Origin of the sequence: Bordetella flabilis (genome assembly GCF_001676725.1) — a bacterium.
In the GTDB taxonomy this organism is placed as follows: domain Bacteria; phylum Pseudomonadota; class Gammaproteobacteria; order Burkholderiales; family Burkholderiaceae_B; genus Bordetella_C; species Bordetella_C flabilis.
In genome coordinates, this window is the sequence record NZ_CP016172.1 from 4,669,521 (window position 1) to 4,684,582 (window position 15,062).

Below are 15,062 nucleotides of genomic sequence, written 5' to 3' on the forward strand. Positions count from 1 at the left end.
GCGCCGCCCGGATGCAGGGCGAGCCCGAGCCATGACCGGAATCCGCAATCGGCGTACCTGCCCGACGTTCCTATAATCCCTGGAATGAACGTAGCCACCCTCCTGAGCCTGCGACATGGCGACGCCAGCGTCGACATCTGCCCATCCCTGGGCGGCACCATATTGCGCTACAGCTGGCGAGGGATACCCATCCTGCGTCCCAGCGACGGCATACCGCCCATTGCCCGGCTGACGGCGTGCTATCCCCTGCTGCCCTTTTCCAACCGCATTGCCAACGGACGGTTGAGCTTTGCAGGCGTCGCACACGCCATCCCGCAAACCGTGGACTACGCGCCTTTGCCCATGCATGGACTGGCATGGCAGCGCCCATGGGAAGTCCATAGCCAGGCCAGCGACCGGGCGGTGCTGACGCAGCAGTACGTGCCCGAGGGTGACGCGCCCGCGTGGCCTTTTCCCTATGCAGCGGAACAGTCGTTTACGCTGGACGAGAATGGCCTGCATGTCACCCTCTCGGTGCGCAACACCGGTGGAACGCCGGCGCCCGCCGGCCTGGGCTGGCATCCCTACTTTCCTCGTACGCCGCTCACGCGGATATGGGCGGACGTCGAGCAAATGTGGGTGAACAACGAGGCCAACCTGCCGTTGCGGCTGGAGCCTGCGGCGGCGGCGTTGGCCACGGGCCAATTGGCGACAGCAACCGACTACGACAACGTCTTCCGCGGCTTCAAGGGCCGGGCGCGTGTCGTCTGGCCCGAGCGCGGGACCGCCGTGACGCTGCGCACGGACACGGCCCTGAGTCACCTCGTCATTTTCACGCCCGTGGGCAAGCCGCATCTGGCCGTCGAGCCCGTAACGCATATGACGGACGCCTTCAACCGTTATACGGCCGCGGGGGGCCATGCCGTGCCGGGCATCGACCCCGCCACCGGCACGGCCGTGCTGGCGCCGGAGGCCATGCTCAAGGTCGCCATGTCGTTGCTGCCCTCGCGCTGGACCGATGGCGAGGCGACACATGGCTAGGACCGTGCGCCTCGACACACCGGCGGGCGGCCAGCCCAGCCGCAAGAACGTGGCCGTGGCAAACGACCTGACACAATGCCGGCCTGCGCACGGCCGACGCCGCCCACCGCCCCGATAGCCAGGAGCAGCCATGGACCCGTCCGTCATTGAAGCGATCGCGCGCTGGCCCAACGTGCCGGCGGTGGCCGGGTGGCTGTCGCTGGACAGCGCCGGGCAGTGGCGCCTGCATCCACAAGGCGATGCAGCGGGCGGCGGAGCCGGCGAGCCTATCGGCAACGCGTCCATCCTGGCCTTCATCGGCCGCAATTACGGACATGACGCACAAGGCCGCTGGTTTTTCCAGAACGGGCCGCAACGCGTCTACGTGCGGCTGGACGCGGCGCCCTACATTCTGCGCACCGGCGTGGACGGCGCGACGCTGGAAACCCACACCGGCGTGCCGGTGCGCGAGGTCTCGGCGTGGTTCCTGGACGAGGCGCATCGCCTCTATGCGAACACCGACGTGGGACCCGGCATGGTGGCCGGCCGCGATGTACCTGCATTGATCGACGCCATGCGCCTGGAAGACGGCTCGCCCGCCCTGGATGCCGCCGCCCAGCTGGACGGCGATGTGCCGCTGATGGTGCGCCACCTTACGGCGCCCTGCGCGGTGCCCTTGCACCGCGCGCCGCGCGGCGCGTTGGAACAGCGCCTGGGCTTCGTCGCCGTCCCCGAGGCCGACCCGCGCTAAGGGCGTCACACTGGCACGCGGGCAAGCCGTTAGAATCGTCGTCATGACCGCAAAGCCCCCCTCCTACTTTCCGGCCCCGCGCCGCGCCCGCTACTGTAGCCAGTGCGGATCGCCGGTCGCCCGCCGCATCCCGGAAGGCGACAACCGCGAACGCGATATCTGTGACCACTGCGGCGCCATCCATTACCAGAATCCACGCGTCGTGGTAGGCACGGTCCCGATATGGGAGGACCGTATCCTGCTCTGCCGCCGGGCTATCGAACCTCGCTACGACACCTGGACCCTGCCCGCCGGCTTCATGGAGCTGGGCGAGACCACCGCCCAGGGTGCGGCGCGCGAGACCCTCGAAGAGTCCGGCGCCCGGGTGCAGTTGGGAGGCCTCTTCACCGTGATCGATGTACCCCAGGTGGACCAGGTGCACATCTACTATCTGGCGCACGCACTCGGGCCGGACCTGGCGCCCGGCCCGGAAAGCCTGGACGCCCGCTACTACAAGGAGTCGGACATACCGTGGGACGAACTCTCGTTCCGCAGCGTGGTCACGACCTTGCAGCACTTCCTGGACGACCGTCGCCGGGGCGTCTTCGAACCGCACCGCTATTCGCTCGAATCGCATCATTGAAACTGCCCTGGGTAGATCCCGATACGCCGCTGCCGCCGGTCGAATCCGCGATGAGCGAACCCGACGGCCTGCTGGCGGCCGGCGCCGACCTGTCGGTGCAACGCCTGACCGAAGCCTATGCCAAGGGCGTGTTTCCCTGGTATGCGGAAGGCGAACCGGTGTTGTGGTGGTCGCCGAATCCACGCATGGTGCTGGCGTGCGAGGAATTCCAGGTTTCCCATTCGCTCGGCAAATTGCTGCGCCGACTGGCGCGTGAGGAACATCGGCGCGACGCGCGCGTCCAGGTGCGTGTCGACACCGCTTTCGATCGCGTGCTCGAAGCCTGTGCGGCGCCGCGCGATGGCAAGCCGGGCACGTGGATTACCGACGACATGCGGCAAGCCTACTCGGCGTGGCACCGCGCCGGCGCCGCGCATAGCGTCGAGACGTGGGTGAACGGCAAGCTGTGCGCGGGACTGTATGGCATCAGCCTGGGCAGGATGTTCTATGGCGAGTCGATGTTCACGCGCATCACGGACGGATCGAAGATCGCGCTTGCCCACCTGGTGCGCTTCCTGGCCGGCCACGACGTGCCATGGATCGATTGCCAGCAGCAGACCCACCATCTCGCCAGCCTGGGCGCGCGCCCCGTGCCAAGGCCGCATTTCGTAGCGCGCGTGGCCGTACTGGTAGCGCAGCCCGGGCCGCCATGGCAACGTGGCAGGCTGGACACGCAGGGACGCCTACTACCCTTGGACGACGCGACGGTTTAGCGGCTTGGCGTTATCATGTCCCGACCGTCGCAGGGATCCATGCCCGCCGGCGGGCGCGCATGAGTCAGCTCAAAGAACTCCCTTTCTCCACCTTGCAGTTCTATGCCACGGCGCCTTACCCGTGCAGCTACCTGCCGGGGCGCCAGGCGCGCTCCCAGGTAGCTGCCCCGGGGCACCTGATCCATGCGGGCACCTACTCCCAACTGGTGGAACAGGGTTTTCGGCGCAGCGGGCTGTTCACCTACCGGCCGCACTGCGACGGCTGCCAGGCATGCATCCCGGTGCGCGTGGACACGGTACGCTTCGCGCCCAACCGCAGCCAGCGCCGCGCCTGGAAACGCCATGGCGATTTGCAGTCTTTCGTCGCCGAGCTGGCATGGTCCCCTGAACACTATGAGCTGTACACCCGCTACCAGCAGGGCCGCCATCCCGGCGGGGGCATGGACGAGGACAGCCGCACGCAATACGCCCAGTTCCTGCTGACCAGCCGCGTCAACACCCGCCTGGTGGAATTCCGCACGCCGCAAGGCATGCTGGCCATGGTGTCCATCATTGATGTGCTGGATGAAGGCTTGTCGTCGGTCTATACGTTCTACGACCCGGAGATGGCGGGCAGCCTGGGCACCTACAGCATTCTGTGGCAGATCGAACAGTGCCGCGCATTGAATCTGCCGTGGCTGTATCTCGGCTACTGGATCGAGGCCAGCCGCAAGATGGCATACAAGGCCAGCTTCCAGCCGGCCGAGTTCCTCGTCGGCGGGATCTGGCAAAGCGCGGACGACGGCGCGCCGGCACGGTAACGACCGTAGCCTTACGGAAGGTCGGCGCGGCAAGGGCCCTAGCCTTGCGGGAAGGCCGGCGCGGCAACGATGGGGCCTCGGCTGTGCGGCCTGTGCCACGGTCCGGGTATCTCGGCCGCTCCGGATGGCTCTACAATGCCGCCCCATGTCTATCCTGTTCCACGCCTATCCCCTCGCGCGCCGGGCCTTGTTCGCCATGGACGCCGAAACCGCGCACGACATCACGCTGAAGTCCCTGCAGCGGGCCTACGAGTGCGGCGCGACCCGTGCCCTTTTGCATGCCGCGCCGCTGGCGCCGGTCAACGTGATGGGCCTGCGCCTGCCGAACGCGGTGGGCCTGGCCGCCGGCCTGGACAAGAACGGCGCCTATATCGATGCGCTGGGCAACCTGGGCTTCGGTTTCGTGGAAGTGGGCACCGTCACGCCGCGTCCGCAGCCGGGCAATCCCAAGCCACGGCTGTTCCGCCTCCCCAGCGCCAATGCGTTGATCAATCGCCTGGGTTTCAACAACCTGGGGCTGGACGCCTTCATCGCGAATGTGACGCGCAGCCAGTGGCGCGCGCGGGGCGGCGTGCTGGGCTTGAATATCGGCAAGAACGCCGACACGCCCATCGCTCAGGCCGCGGACGATTACCTGAAGGGTCTGCGCGGCGTGTATGCGCATGCGGATTATGTCACCGTCAATATTTCGTCGCCCAATACGCAGAACCTGCGCTCGCTGCAAGGCGGCGACGAACTGGGCGATCTGCTGTCGCGCCTGCAGGACGCACGCAAGGCCCTGGCCGACACGCATGGCCGTCACGTGCCGCTGGCAGTGAAGATTGCCCCGGATCTGACCGACGACCAGGTCGACGCGATCGCCGATATCCTGCCTCGTCACGGTGTGGACGGCATCATCGCGACGAACACCACGCTGTCGCGCCAGGCCGTGGCCGGCCTGCCCCACGCCGACGAAGCCGGCGGACTGTCCGGCCCGCCCGTACATGAACTGAGCCTGGCGGTGATCGCGCGCCTGCGGCAACGCCTGGGGTCTGCGCTGTCGATCATCGGCGTGGGCGGCATTCACAACGGCCGCCACGCGGCCGAAAAGATCGCCGCGGGCGCCAACGCCGTGCAGCTATACACCGGGCTCATCTATCGCGGCCCGGCGCTGGTCCACGAATGTGTGCGCGCCACCGCCGTGCGTGCCGGCTGACTCGTCCAAGGCCCCCGGCAGTTGCCCTCGCGCCCGGGCTGTCCGGGGACGGTGGGCACGCGCGTACGCGTCGCGGGCGCCGTCCGCCACGCGGGACGCGCGCAAAAAAGGGCCGCCCTAGGGCGGCCCACGTTCCAGCTCTGCTCAAACGAAGTACAGCAATGACGCCGGAGCGTCAGGCCGCGCTCAGGCAGCGGCGCGACGGCTACGCGGCGTAGCAACCTTGTTGGCGGCATCGGCGGCATCCGACGCAGCCTTGAAAGTCGCGTTGGCGGCGGCATTCAGGTTGGACTCGGCGACTTCGGCGGCCTGCTTGGCGGCCTTGGTCAGCGAATCGTACGCGCTGGTGGCGGTGGCCAGCGAAGACTTCATCAGGGCGACGGCGCCTTCCGTGCCGGTGGGGGCGTTGCGTGCCAACTGGTCCATGGCTTCGGACAACTGCGCCTGGTTTTCAGCGATCTGTTCTTCGCTGAGCTTGACCAGTTCGCCCTGCACGCCGGCGAAAATGTCATACACATGCTTACCGTAGGCCAGGGCCTTTTCCGCGCCCGGCTGTACCAGGCTGGTGGAGAACGCCACGGCTTCCTGGGGATCCTTGACTTCGGCGGCCTGCTGCGAGCGCAGCGCGACTTCGTCGATCGTTGCCTTGATGACCTTCAGATTCAGGTCGACCAGCTTTTCGAAACCCGAGAACAGGGCAGCTTGCGTGGCGATCAGCGCGTTGACGTTGGCTTTCTGGCGGGACAGCACTTGTTGGGGAATAGCACTCATTGATCAATCTCCTCGAGGTGCCCCTTCGCGGGGGGCAGAAAAATGGCTTGCGGGCCGTTACGAATCAGAGGCGGCGCCCATGAGGGGCGTTTGCCCCGGCTCGCGGCCGACTGCTGCGTCCCGAGCCGTTGTTGCACTGCACAAATGCCATTTTAGGCCACGAGGATTTACTGTCAAGGACTATTTGTGCGACGCAACAAAGTAAAACATCTTCGTCGCGCACGCGGCGTGTCCCCTGGACGCCATTGGAGAAAAGATAGAGTCGCCGGGAGCCGAACGCAACATGGGGAAACAACTAAGGTGACGTGTCCCCCGTTCTTGCCTAGACTGGACGCGTGCGAGTGGCTGACCACTCACAAAAGAACTCCATAATGCATCCGTAATTCAGGAGACAACATGCCTATTTCTTCCCGACGGCTGGCTGCGGTATTCGCGGCTGTCGCACTGTCAGGCGCAGGAGCGGCGCACGCCGAGTATCCCGACCACGCCATCAATATGGTCGTTCCGTTTGCCGCGGGCGGGCCCACCGACAACGTCGCCCGTTCCCTGGCCGAAGCGATGCGTCCCAGCCTTGGCCAGACGGTTATCGTCGAAAACAAAGGCGGAGCGGGCGGCACGATCGGTACCGGCTACGTCGCCAAGCAGCCGCCCGATGGCTACACGGTGTTGCTGATGCACGTGGGCTTTTCCACTGCGCCTTCGTTGTACAAGGACCCCGGCTACGATCCCTTCAAGAGTTTCGAGCCGGTCGGCCTGGTTGTCGATGTGCCGATGACCATCCTGGCGCGCGACAACTTTCCGCCCAACAACATCCAGGAGCTGGCCAAGTACGTCAAGGAAAACAGCGACAAGATAACCCTGGCGAATGCGGGCATCGGCGCCGCCAGCCACCTGTGCAGCACCATGCTCAACGAGGCCTTCGGCGTGAACCTGCTGACGGTCCCGTACAAGGGCACCGCGCCCGCCATGAACGACCTGCTGGGCAAGCAGGTCGACATGCTGTGTGACCAGACGACCAACACCACCCAGCAGATCAACGCCAAGAAGGTAAAGGCCTATGCGGTCACCAGCCTGAAGCGGGTGCCGACGCTGTCCAACCTGCCCACGATGGACGAATCCGGCTACAAGGGCTTCCAGGTTGGCATCTGGCACGGCATGTGGGTCCCGAAGGGTACGCCCAAGCCCGTGACCGACAAGTTGATCAAGGCGCTCCAGGCAGGCGTGGCCGATCCCAAGTTCCAGGAACGCATGAATGCGCTGGGTGCCACGGTGCTCGTGCAGGACGCGAACCCGCAAGCCCTGGAGAAGCTCGTCCAGCAACAGGTTCCGCAATGGGAAAGCCTGTTCAAGAAGGCGGGCGTGCAGAAGCAATAATGCCGGGGCGCGGCGTTGCCGCGCCCATGGAAGCGCACCCCCAAGGAACCACACCCCGCAAGCTGGACATCGATCCATGCCGCGGGGTGTTTTTTTATGCCGGCCGCTAAGCCGCGCGTGCCCCGTCCTGCTCGAAGTCCGGGTCGCCGCCGGCGGCATCGTAGCCGAGGGAAGCCGAGATCTGCGCCGCAGTGCCCCTGAGCCGCTCTATCCATTCATCCTGCATACGGTCGCTTGGCGCGGAAATGGACAAGCCCGCCACCAGCTTGCCGCTGTCGTCATGGATGCCGGCAGCGATGCACCGGACGCCTACTTCGAGTTCCTCGTTGTCGCGCGCATAGCCATGGCTGCGCACCGTGGCCAGCTCACGTTCCAGTGACTCAAGCCGCGTCAGGCTATTGGCGGTATGACCGGCCAGTCCCGTGCGCAGCGCATAGGCACGCACATGCCGGGGTTCGGCCATCGAAAGAAACAGCTTCCCGGTGGATGTCAGATGCAGCGGCGCACGGCCGCCGATCGCTCTTACCACCTGCATCCCGGACCGTTCGCTCCAGGCCCGATCGATATAGACGATCTCGTCGCCCTGCTGCACGGACAGGTTCACCGTCTGCCCGGTCAGCCTGTGCAACTCGTGCATGGGGCCCAACGCCGCATCGCGGACGTTCAGCCGTCCCTTCACGAGCGAGCCGAGCTCCAGCAGGCGCATACCGAGCTGATACACGCCGTTGTCCACACGTTCCACATAGCGCCCGATCACCAGGTCGTTGAGGATGCGATGCGCCGTGGAGGCATGCAGCCCCGTCGTCGCCGCCAGTTCCTTGAGGGTGACCGGTTCGGCCTGTGCGGCCAGCGCGTCGAGCAGCCGCATGGCTCTCTCGATGACCTGGATGGCAATGGAAGCGTGGCCGTCGCCCTGCTCGGGCGGGCCGTTGGAGCGGCCGGATGGGGAACGCGTCATAGGCTCTGCAAAGACCGCGCCGTCTCGAGCCGCGCCGCACAAAAGGCGCGACGATGCGGCGACGCAATAATAGTGTTTCCCGTATTGTGAAATATGGACGCTGCTTTGGCAACCTGCGCGCTATTCGGACGGTGTCAGGCGCCCGCCAAGCCGGCTGACCTCGTCCCGCAGATAGGCCATGGCTTCCGCCGCGGCGGCCGGTTCACCCTTGACGCCCAGATCGATATGCGGCGAGCGGCCGTCCTCGCCCACGCTGGGCAGGCTGAAGGCCTTGACCGCCGGCCAGCGCGCCTGGACGGCGTCCATGACCGGGGCGATGCGGGACTCGGGCAGGCCGTAGACCAGGAAGGCGTGTTCCGCGTGGGCGGTCTGGTGCTGCAAGTGGCGGTAGCGGGTGTCCAGCGTCCATTCCAGCATGGGCCAGGCCATGATGGGAAAGCCAGGCACGAAGGTATGGTCGCGGACAAAAAAGCCGGGAATGCGGTTGTACGGGTTTGGAACGATCTCGCAACCTGCCGGGAAGCGGCCCATCTCCAGGCGGCGCTGGTTTTCGGGAGTGCTCATATCCGCGCTGCCCTGCCCTTTTTCCGCCATTTCGGCGCAGCGGGCGGCAATTTCGCGCTGGGCATCGGGATGCAGCGCCAGCGGCAGGTCCAGCGCCGCCGCCGCAGCCTGGCGGGTATGGTCGTCCGGCGTGGCCCCGATGCCGCCGCAGGAAAACACAATATCGCCGCTGGCGAAGCTGCGCCGGAAGGCGGCCACGAGGGTGTCACGGTCGTCGGGCAGGATCTCCGCCCATGCCAGGCGCAGCCCGCGCGCGGACAATAATTCGACGACTTTCGCGAAATGCTTGTCCTGCCGGCGGCCAGACAGGATTTCGTCGCCGACGATAATCAAGCCGATACGGGGCGTGACGGGATCGAGTGCCATGTCAGTTCCAGAAGTGATCAGTGCGGGGCCATTTCGATGACCTTTTCCTGCCGCAGGCGTTGCAGGGCGTCCAGGCCATAGTGAGCGAAGACCAAGGCGGAAAAAACCGGCAGCACGACCCAGGCGGGCGGCAACAGGTTGATCAGCGAGCACACCAGCCCGATGGTCCAGAAACCCGGATTGTTCCGCCGCAACAGGATCTTCCGCTCTTCGGGGCTGGCGTGTTCCACAATGGCGTCGATGCGCATCATTCGCGAGAACGCGAAAGCCCACCAGAACACCGACAGCAGCACGGCCATGGGCGGCACCAGCCAGAGCGGCAGGGTCAACAGCCAGCCCAGCGCGAACGCCAGGCTTACCCACAAGGCGTTCCAGACGCTGACCGCGGTGGCGTACCTGCCCTGGCGCGCGACGACGCCGTACTCGCGCTGACTGACATGCCGCAATACCAGGGGCATCACGAAAACCGCGGCGATCGCAAGACCGAGGATGCCCGACACCGGCAGCAGGATGGCCGCCGCAATCACGGGGACCAGATAGACCTTCAGCGAAAACAGGCCGACCGTCACGAGCCATTCGTCGACGTTGTTCACCACGCTCCAGTTGGAAGCCTCGTCGCGCAGCCAGCCGGTCAGCGGGGTCCAGCAGAACCACAGCAGCAGGATGGCACCCACCAGCGCAATGAGGAAAGGCAGCAGCACGGCGAACAGCATCGTGGGATGGCACTGCGAAACGGCGGCGCGTCTGAACGCCTGCCACACACCCGCCATCCCGGCGGAAGCGCGGGACAGGCCGGAAGGCGGCGAATACGGAGAGGCTGGCATGGTGGGAGTCCGGTTGTGCATCGCAGGTATGATAGTTAAATACTTTCGCCGCTGCCCATATGCCCGCCTTTGAACCTGGTACCGACTCGGCCGCGCTACGCGACCTTCTGCATCGTTCCGACATCGACCTGGTCGTCTGCTTTTGCGCGGCCTGGTGCGACACCTGCCGGGAATACCGCCCCAAATTCGACGCCCTGGCGGCCACACAGCCCGCCTATGCGTTCGCGTGGATCGACATCGAGGACCACGCGGAACTGCTGGGCGATGAAGAAGTGGAAAACTTCCCCACGCTGCTCGTCCAGCGTGCCGGCCGCACAGTGTTCTACGGCCCCATGCTGCCGCACATCGGGCATCTGGAGCGCCTGCTGGCCAGTTTGCAGGCCGACAGCCCCGCCATTGCGACGCGGCTGCCCGACATACGGGGGTTGCTCGCCGCCTGAAGCGCGCCGCTGGCAACGTCTGCCGCCAGCATGGGCTTCAGGTAGGGTCATCCGGCGCTGCGCATGCGTGGACGGAATGCGTCGACACGCCGGAGTGCGCGGAAGGGTCAGGCTTTACGGTTGCCGCCCAGCAATACCGCGACCTTGCGCTTGGGCTCGCCCGCGTTGTCGGCCGGCGCATCGCTGTCGGCGCTTCGCGCCGGCGCCGGCGTGCTGGGCTCGTAGGGCTTGAGGAAGAAATCGTCGACGGGGGCCTGGCGTTGCGAGGATTCGCCGTAGCGACGGTCGCCGGAACGGCCCCGCGATTCGCGCCGTTCGCGGCCAGCGCCCGATTCGGCGGCATGGCCGTGCCCGCGGCTGCGTGCGACGAGCTCGGCGGGCAGGTCCAGGCGTCCACGCGGCACCGGACGCTTGATGAGCTTTTCGATGTCGAGCAGCAGGCGTTCCTCGGACGGGGTGAACAGCGCGATGGCTTCGCCCGATGCGCCCGCCCGCCCTGTGCGGCCGATGCGGTGGACATAGTCCTCGGCGTTGTAGGGCAGATCGTAATTGATGACGCAAGGCACGCCGGCGACGTCCAGGCCACGCGCCGCCACGTCGGTGGCGACGAGAACTTCCAATTGGCCGGCCTTGAAGGCGTCGAGCGCCTTCATGCGGTCGGCCTGGCTTTTATCGCCATGGATGGATTCGGCCTTGATACCGTCACGCTCCAGCTCGCGCGCCAGCCGGGCGGTCCCGATCTTGGTATTCGAGAAGACGATCACCTGGTTCAGCTTGCGCGACTTCACCAGATGGACCACCGCGGCACGTTTGCCTTCGCTGCTCATTTCGTAGGCGATCTGCGTCACCGTGTCCGCCGTGGCATTGCGGGCCGCGACTTCGATTTCGACCGGTTCGATCAGATAGGAGCGCGCCAGCTTGCGGATTTCGTTGCTAAAGGTCGCCGAGAACAACAGGGTCTGGCGCTGGGTCGGCAGCAAACGGATGATGCGCTCGAGGTCCGGCAGGAAACCCATGTCGAGCATGCGGTCGGCTTCGTCCAGGACCAGAATCCCGACCTGGCCCAGATTGACGTTCTTCTGCTCCACATGGTCCAGCAGGCGGCCAGGGGTGGCCACCAGCACTTCGCAACCATTGCGCAGGTGCTCTTTCTGCGGGCCGATATCGACACCGCCGAAGACCACCGCGGATCGCAGGGGCGTACGCTTGCCGTAGCGCTTGACGCTTTCCGCGACCTGGTCGGCCAGTTCCCGCGTGGGCGTCAGGATCAAGGCCCGCACCGGATGCCGCGCCGGCGAGGCGCTGCTGTTCGCCATGGGCATGAGCCGATGCAGAATGGGCAACGTGAACGCCGCGGTCTTCCCGGTGCCGGTCTGTGCCGCGCCCATCACGTCGCGCCCGGCCACCACCACGGGAATGGCCTGGGCCTGGATGGGAGTCGGTACGGTGTAGCCCGTTTCGGCGATCGACGACAGCAACGAGGGATGCAGGTCGAAGTCCGAAAAGGTGAGTGTCGGCACGTCCGAGGGGGACGCTGCGGAAGGATTGGATTCAGTCATTGGATAGGCAGATACCGGAGCCACGTGCAAAGCACGAAACAAGAAGGGATCAGGCCCGGATTGCTGTGGAAGCAGGCATTTTAGCGCAGTAGCCCCCCGCGTGTACCGCGACGTCCCCGAAACTAGGGACGGATTAGAGCGGATCGGCTCAGGGCGCCAGCCAGCGCAGGCCCCAGAGCACCATCATCCCGGTCACGATGACTGCCACGGCGCTGCGCGTGCGCAGGAAGACGGCGATCCCGACCACGCCCGCCAGCAGCTTCATATCCAGCTGCGGCCCCAAGCCGGCTTTCCAGGGCAGCAGGTCGGGCACGATGATGGCGGTCAGTGCGGCGGCGGGCGCGTAGCGCAGCGCCCGCCGCACGCCGTCGGACAAGGGCAGGTAATCGCCGAAGACCTGGTATCCCGCGCGCGTGATCACGCTGCACAAGGCCAGCAGGGCGATGGCCGCATACACGTACAACTCTTCGGCCGCAAGGTCCAGGCTCATGTTCGACGGCCCCGCCCCAAATGACGCTCGGCCAGGATGCCGGCCACCACGCCCGCCAGGACCGCGGCGGCCAACCCCAGCCGCAAGGGGAAAACCTGGCCGACCCACGCCGTCAGGCCGGCGGCGAGCATCGATACCAGCATCGGGCGCGAACTGGCCAGCGGCACCGTGATGGCCAGCAACGCCAGCACGGCCGCGAAGTCTAGGGACCAGGCGGTCGGCACCAGAGTGCCCAGATAGATGCCCGCGATCGACGCGCCCTGCCAGACGAACCAGCTGGGAGCGATGGCCCCCACGAAGAACCAGAGCTGTTCGCGCGTACCCTTGACCGCCGCATCGCCGTATCGCGGCAGGAACAGCACGAAGCCCATGTCCGTCGTGAAATAGCCCAGGGCCAGCCGGCGCGGCCAGGGAAGATGACGGAAGAACGGGTGCAGCGCGGCGCCGAAGATCAGGAAGCGCAGGTTGACGACGAAACCGGCCGCGAAGATGAGCCAAAGGGGTGCGCCGCTGGCGATGAGCGGAAGCGAAGTCAGCTGGGCGGAACCGGCGTACAGCGCCAGCGTCATCGCCAGCGCCATGGATTCCGTCAGGCCGGACTTGACCATCGCGATGCCGGTGACCAAGCCCCAGGTTCCCGTGGCGATGAGCGCCGGCACGATGGCGTGGATGCCTTCGCGCGCGGCGCTCCAGCGCTCGCGCCAGACCGGGAGGCTATCGGAATCGGGGGCGGCCGGCTCGGAGGACAACGCGGGACCTGGTGGAAATAGTGTGGAACGGCAATGCCGGACGGCGGATCGAAATGGGGCGATGAGCCCGGACCGGCGCACCGCATTGGGGCATATTGTAGCCGGCTGCTTGATACAATACCGCGCACTCAAGGAGAACGAACATGTCGATGGCCGACCGCGACGGATTCATCTGGTATGACGGCAAACTGGTGCCCTGGCGCGACGCGACCACACACGTGCTCACGCATTCGCTGCACTACGGCCTGTCGGTGTTCGAAGGGGTGCGCGCCTACAAAACCGATAACGGCACCGCGATCTTCCGGCTCAAGGACCACACCAGGCGCCTGTTCAACTCCGCGCACATCTACCAGATCGCCATCCCCTACGACGCGGAGACGCTGGAAGCCGCCCAGTGCGAGGTCGTACGTGAAAACCGCCTGGAATCCTGCTACCTGCGCCCGCTGGTTTTCTACGGTTCCGAAAAAATGGGCGTCTCCCCCAAGGGCGCGAGGGTGCACGTGGCCATCGCGGCCTGGCCGTGGGGTGCTTACCTGGGCGAAGAAGCCCTGGCCGAAGGCATCCGCGTCAAGGTGTCGTCCTTCGCCCGCCAGCACGTGAATGTCACCATGCCGCGCGCCAAGGTGGCCACCACCTACGCCAATTCGATCATCGCCAATGCCGAAGCCCTGCAGGACGGCTATGACGAGGCCCTGCTGCTGGACACCGAAGGCTTCGTCGCCGAGGGGGCCGGCGAAAACATCTTCATCGTCAAGGACAACGTCGTGTACGAGCCGGAAATCGCGTCCGCGCTGACCGGCATCACGCGTTCCACCGTGCACGCGCTGGCGGCCGACCTGGGCATTCCCGTCGTCACGCGGCGCCTGACGCGCGACGATGTCTATATCGCCGACGAAGCCTTCTTCACCGGCACGGCCGCCGAAGTGACGCCCATCCGCGAAGTCGACAACCGCCGTATCGGCGCGGGCCGCCGCGGGCCGGTCACGGAACGCCTGCAGAAGGCGTTCTTCGACCTGGTGCAGGGCCGCAATCCCAAGTACCAGGCGTGGCTGACCAAAGTTTGACCGCGGCGTAGTCGCCGCGCCACCCATCCTCCGTTATCGTTGCGCTTCCCGCTGTCCCCACGTTTCAGGAAACACCATGACCGCCGCCGCTGCCGCCACCGCCTCCGAGCATGAAATTATCGAAGTCGGCGCCGAAGACCTGCCCCTGCATTGCCCCAGGCCCGGCACGTCCCTGTGGAACATGCACCCCCGCGTCTTCCTCGATGTAGCCCATACCGGCACCACGCGCTGTCCCTACTGCGGCGCCGAATACCGGCTGAAGCCCGGGACCGTACTGCCCGAGCACGGCCACTGACCGGCAGCCGCCCCGCCGCGGCCGTTCCTTCGTCCACACTGCCTCGCGCCCGCCACGCCCATGTTCGCTACGCCACTTGAAGCCGAAGAAGCCTTTTACGAGGCCCTGGAGCACGCAGACCTGAGCCGCCTCATGCAGGTGTGGGCGGACGACGAAGACATCGTATGCATCCACCCCGGCGGCCTGCGCTTCGTCGGCCACAAGGCGGTGGAAGAATCCTGGCAAGCCATCCTCGCATCCGGTCCGCTGCATGTCCGCACGATGCAATCGGTGACCATGCAGCACATGGCGAGCGCCGTGCGTGTCCACGTCGAACAGGTCGGCTCCCGTGCGGAGTCCAGCGGCAGCTTCGTAAGCTGCTACGCCACCAACATCTTCCACAGGGGCCCGACAGGATGGCGCATGGTCATGCACCATGCGTCCGCGGCCCCCGCGGAGGCCGGGCTGCTGGACCTGCACGACGTTCCCGATATGCTTCACTAGCGTGGG

Annotated in this window: 18 protein-coding genes; 11 read left to right on the forward strand and 7 right to left on the reverse strand. The window is 66.1% G+C overall.

Annotated features, from left to right (window positions below; all coding sequences use genetic code 11):
• Positions 1 to 84 precede the first annotated feature (84 nt).
• The 6 genes from BAU07_RS20790 (at position 85) to BAU07_RS20815 (ending at position 5,119) form a co-directional block, all read left to right on the forward strand.
• On the forward strand, positions 85 to 1,020 hold the full coding sequence (locus tag BAU07_RS20790; protein ID WP_066661909.1) for an aldose 1-epimerase: 936 nt from the start codon (positions 85 to 87) through the stop codon (positions 1,018 to 1,020).
• Positions 1,021 to 1,150: 130 nt separating this feature from the next.
• Positions 1,151 to 1,750 carry a DUF2946 family protein gene (locus tag BAU07_RS20795; RefSeq protein WP_066661912.1) on the forward strand — a complete coding sequence of 200 codons (600 nt, stop codon included), beginning with the start codon at positions 1,151 to 1,153 and terminating at the stop codon, positions 1,748 to 1,750.
• Between the two features lie 43 nt (positions 1,751 to 1,793).
• Complete coding sequence (locus BAU07_RS20800) at positions 1,794 to 2,372, forward strand: NUDIX hydrolase (protein ID WP_066661914.1); 579 nt, start codon at positions 1,794 to 1,796, stop codon at positions 2,370 to 2,372.
• On the forward strand, positions 2,369 to 3,124 hold the full coding sequence (gene aat / locus BAU07_RS20805; RefSeq protein WP_066661917.1) for a leucyl/phenylalanyl-tRNA--protein transferase: 756 nt from the start codon (positions 2,369 to 2,371) through the stop codon (positions 3,122 to 3,124). Before BAU07_RS20800 ends, aat begins: the two co-directional genes overlap by 4 nt.
• A 59-nt stretch (positions 3,125 to 3,183) precedes the next feature.
• A complete protein-coding gene (locus tag BAU07_RS20810; protein ID WP_066661919.1) occupies positions 3,184 to 3,924 on the forward strand; it encodes an arginyltransferase in 741 nt (246 codons plus the stop codon).
• A gap of 145 nt (positions 3,925 to 4,069) precedes the next feature.
• Positions 4,070 to 5,119 carry a quinone-dependent dihydroorotate dehydrogenase gene (locus tag BAU07_RS20815; RefSeq protein ID WP_066661921.1) on the forward strand — a complete coding sequence of 350 codons (1,050 nt, stop codon included), beginning with the start codon at positions 4,070 to 4,072 and terminating at the stop codon, positions 5,117 to 5,119.
• Between the two features lie 186 nt (positions 5,120 to 5,305).
• Here BAU07_RS20815 and phaP read toward each other — a convergent pair whose 3' ends face one another.
• The gene (gene phaP / locus BAU07_RS20820; RefSeq protein ID WP_066661926.1) at positions 5,306 to 5,890 is read right to left on the reverse strand and encodes a TIGR01841 family phasin; all 585 of its coding nucleotides are present in this window, start codon (positions 5,888 to 5,890) and stop codon (positions 5,306 to 5,308) included.
• Between the two features lie 396 nt (positions 5,891 to 6,286).
• On the opposite strand from phaP, the gene BAU07_RS20825 reads away from it, so the two are divergent.
• Entirely contained in the window at positions 6,287 to 7,264 is a 978-nt protein-coding gene (locus tag BAU07_RS20825) for a tripartite tricarboxylate transporter substrate-binding protein (protein WP_066661928.1), read from the forward strand.
• Between the two features lie 106 nt (positions 7,265 to 7,370).
• Here BAU07_RS20825 and BAU07_RS20830 read toward each other — a convergent pair whose 3' ends face one another.
• The 3 genes from BAU07_RS20830 to BAU07_RS20840 form a co-directional block, all read right to left on the reverse strand.
• A complete protein-coding gene (locus BAU07_RS20830) occupies positions 7,371 to 8,222 on the reverse strand; it encodes an IclR family transcriptional regulator (protein WP_066661931.1) in 852 nt (283 codons plus the stop codon).
• Between the two features lie 120 nt (positions 8,223 to 8,342).
• Complete coding sequence (locus BAU07_RS20835; RefSeq protein WP_066661936.1) at positions 8,343 to 9,152, reverse strand: competence/damage-inducible protein A; 810 nt, start codon at positions 9,150 to 9,152, stop codon at positions 8,343 to 8,345.
• A gap of 17 nt (positions 9,153 to 9,169) precedes the next feature.
• Positions 9,170 to 9,976: an EI24 domain-containing protein gene (locus tag BAU07_RS20840; protein WP_157122369.1), complete on the reverse strand. Its 807-nt coding sequence runs from the start codon at positions 9,974 to 9,976 to the stop codon at positions 9,170 to 9,172.
• Between the two features lie 59 nt (positions 9,977 to 10,035).
• Here BAU07_RS20840 and BAU07_RS20845 point away from each other — a divergent pair, with 59 nt between their 5' ends.
• Positions 10,036 to 10,416 carry a thioredoxin family protein gene (locus BAU07_RS20845; protein ID WP_066661944.1) on the forward strand — a complete coding sequence of 127 codons (381 nt, stop codon included), beginning with the start codon at positions 10,036 to 10,038 and terminating at the stop codon, positions 10,414 to 10,416.
• 107 nt (positions 10,417 to 10,523) lie between these two features.
• On the opposite strand, the gene BAU07_RS20850 is transcribed toward BAU07_RS20845, so the two are convergent.
• The 3 genes from BAU07_RS20850 to BAU07_RS20860 form a co-directional block, all read right to left on the reverse strand.
• Positions 10,524 to 11,975: a DEAD/DEAH box helicase gene (locus tag BAU07_RS20850; RefSeq protein WP_084025899.1), complete on the reverse strand. Its 1,452-nt coding sequence runs from the start codon at positions 11,973 to 11,975 to the stop codon at positions 10,524 to 10,526.
• Between the two features lie 148 nt (positions 11,976 to 12,123).
• The gene (locus BAU07_RS20855) at positions 12,124 to 12,465 is read right to left on the reverse strand and encodes an AzlD domain-containing protein (protein WP_066661947.1); all 342 of its coding nucleotides are present in this window, start codon (positions 12,463 to 12,465) and stop codon (positions 12,124 to 12,126) included.
• Positions 12,462 to 13,214 (reverse strand): AzlC family ABC transporter permease, encoded by a 753-nt coding sequence (locus BAU07_RS20860; protein ID WP_066661950.1) that lies wholly within the window; start codon positions 13,212 to 13,214, stop codon positions 12,462 to 12,464. The genes BAU07_RS20855 and BAU07_RS20860 overlap by 4 nt, the downstream gene beginning before the upstream one ends.
• A 143-nt stretch (positions 13,215 to 13,357) precedes the next feature.
• Here BAU07_RS20860 and BAU07_RS20865 point away from each other — a divergent pair, with 143 nt between their 5' ends.
• From BAU07_RS20865 to BAU07_RS20875, 3 genes are all read left to right on the forward strand, one after another.
• A complete protein-coding gene (locus BAU07_RS20865; protein ID WP_066661952.1) occupies positions 13,358 to 14,278 on the forward strand; it encodes a branched-chain amino acid transaminase in 921 nt (306 codons plus the stop codon).
• A gap of 76 nt (positions 14,279 to 14,354) precedes the next feature.
• Complete coding sequence (locus tag BAU07_RS20870; RefSeq protein ID WP_066661954.1) at positions 14,355 to 14,573, forward strand: zinc-finger domain-containing protein; 219 nt, start codon at positions 14,355 to 14,357, stop codon at positions 14,571 to 14,573.
• Positions 14,574 to 14,633: 60 nt separating this feature from the next.
• Entirely contained in the window at positions 14,634 to 15,056 is a 423-nt protein-coding gene (locus tag BAU07_RS20875; RefSeq protein WP_066661956.1) for a YybH family protein, read from the forward strand.
• Positions 15,057 to 15,062 lie beyond the last annotated feature (6 nt).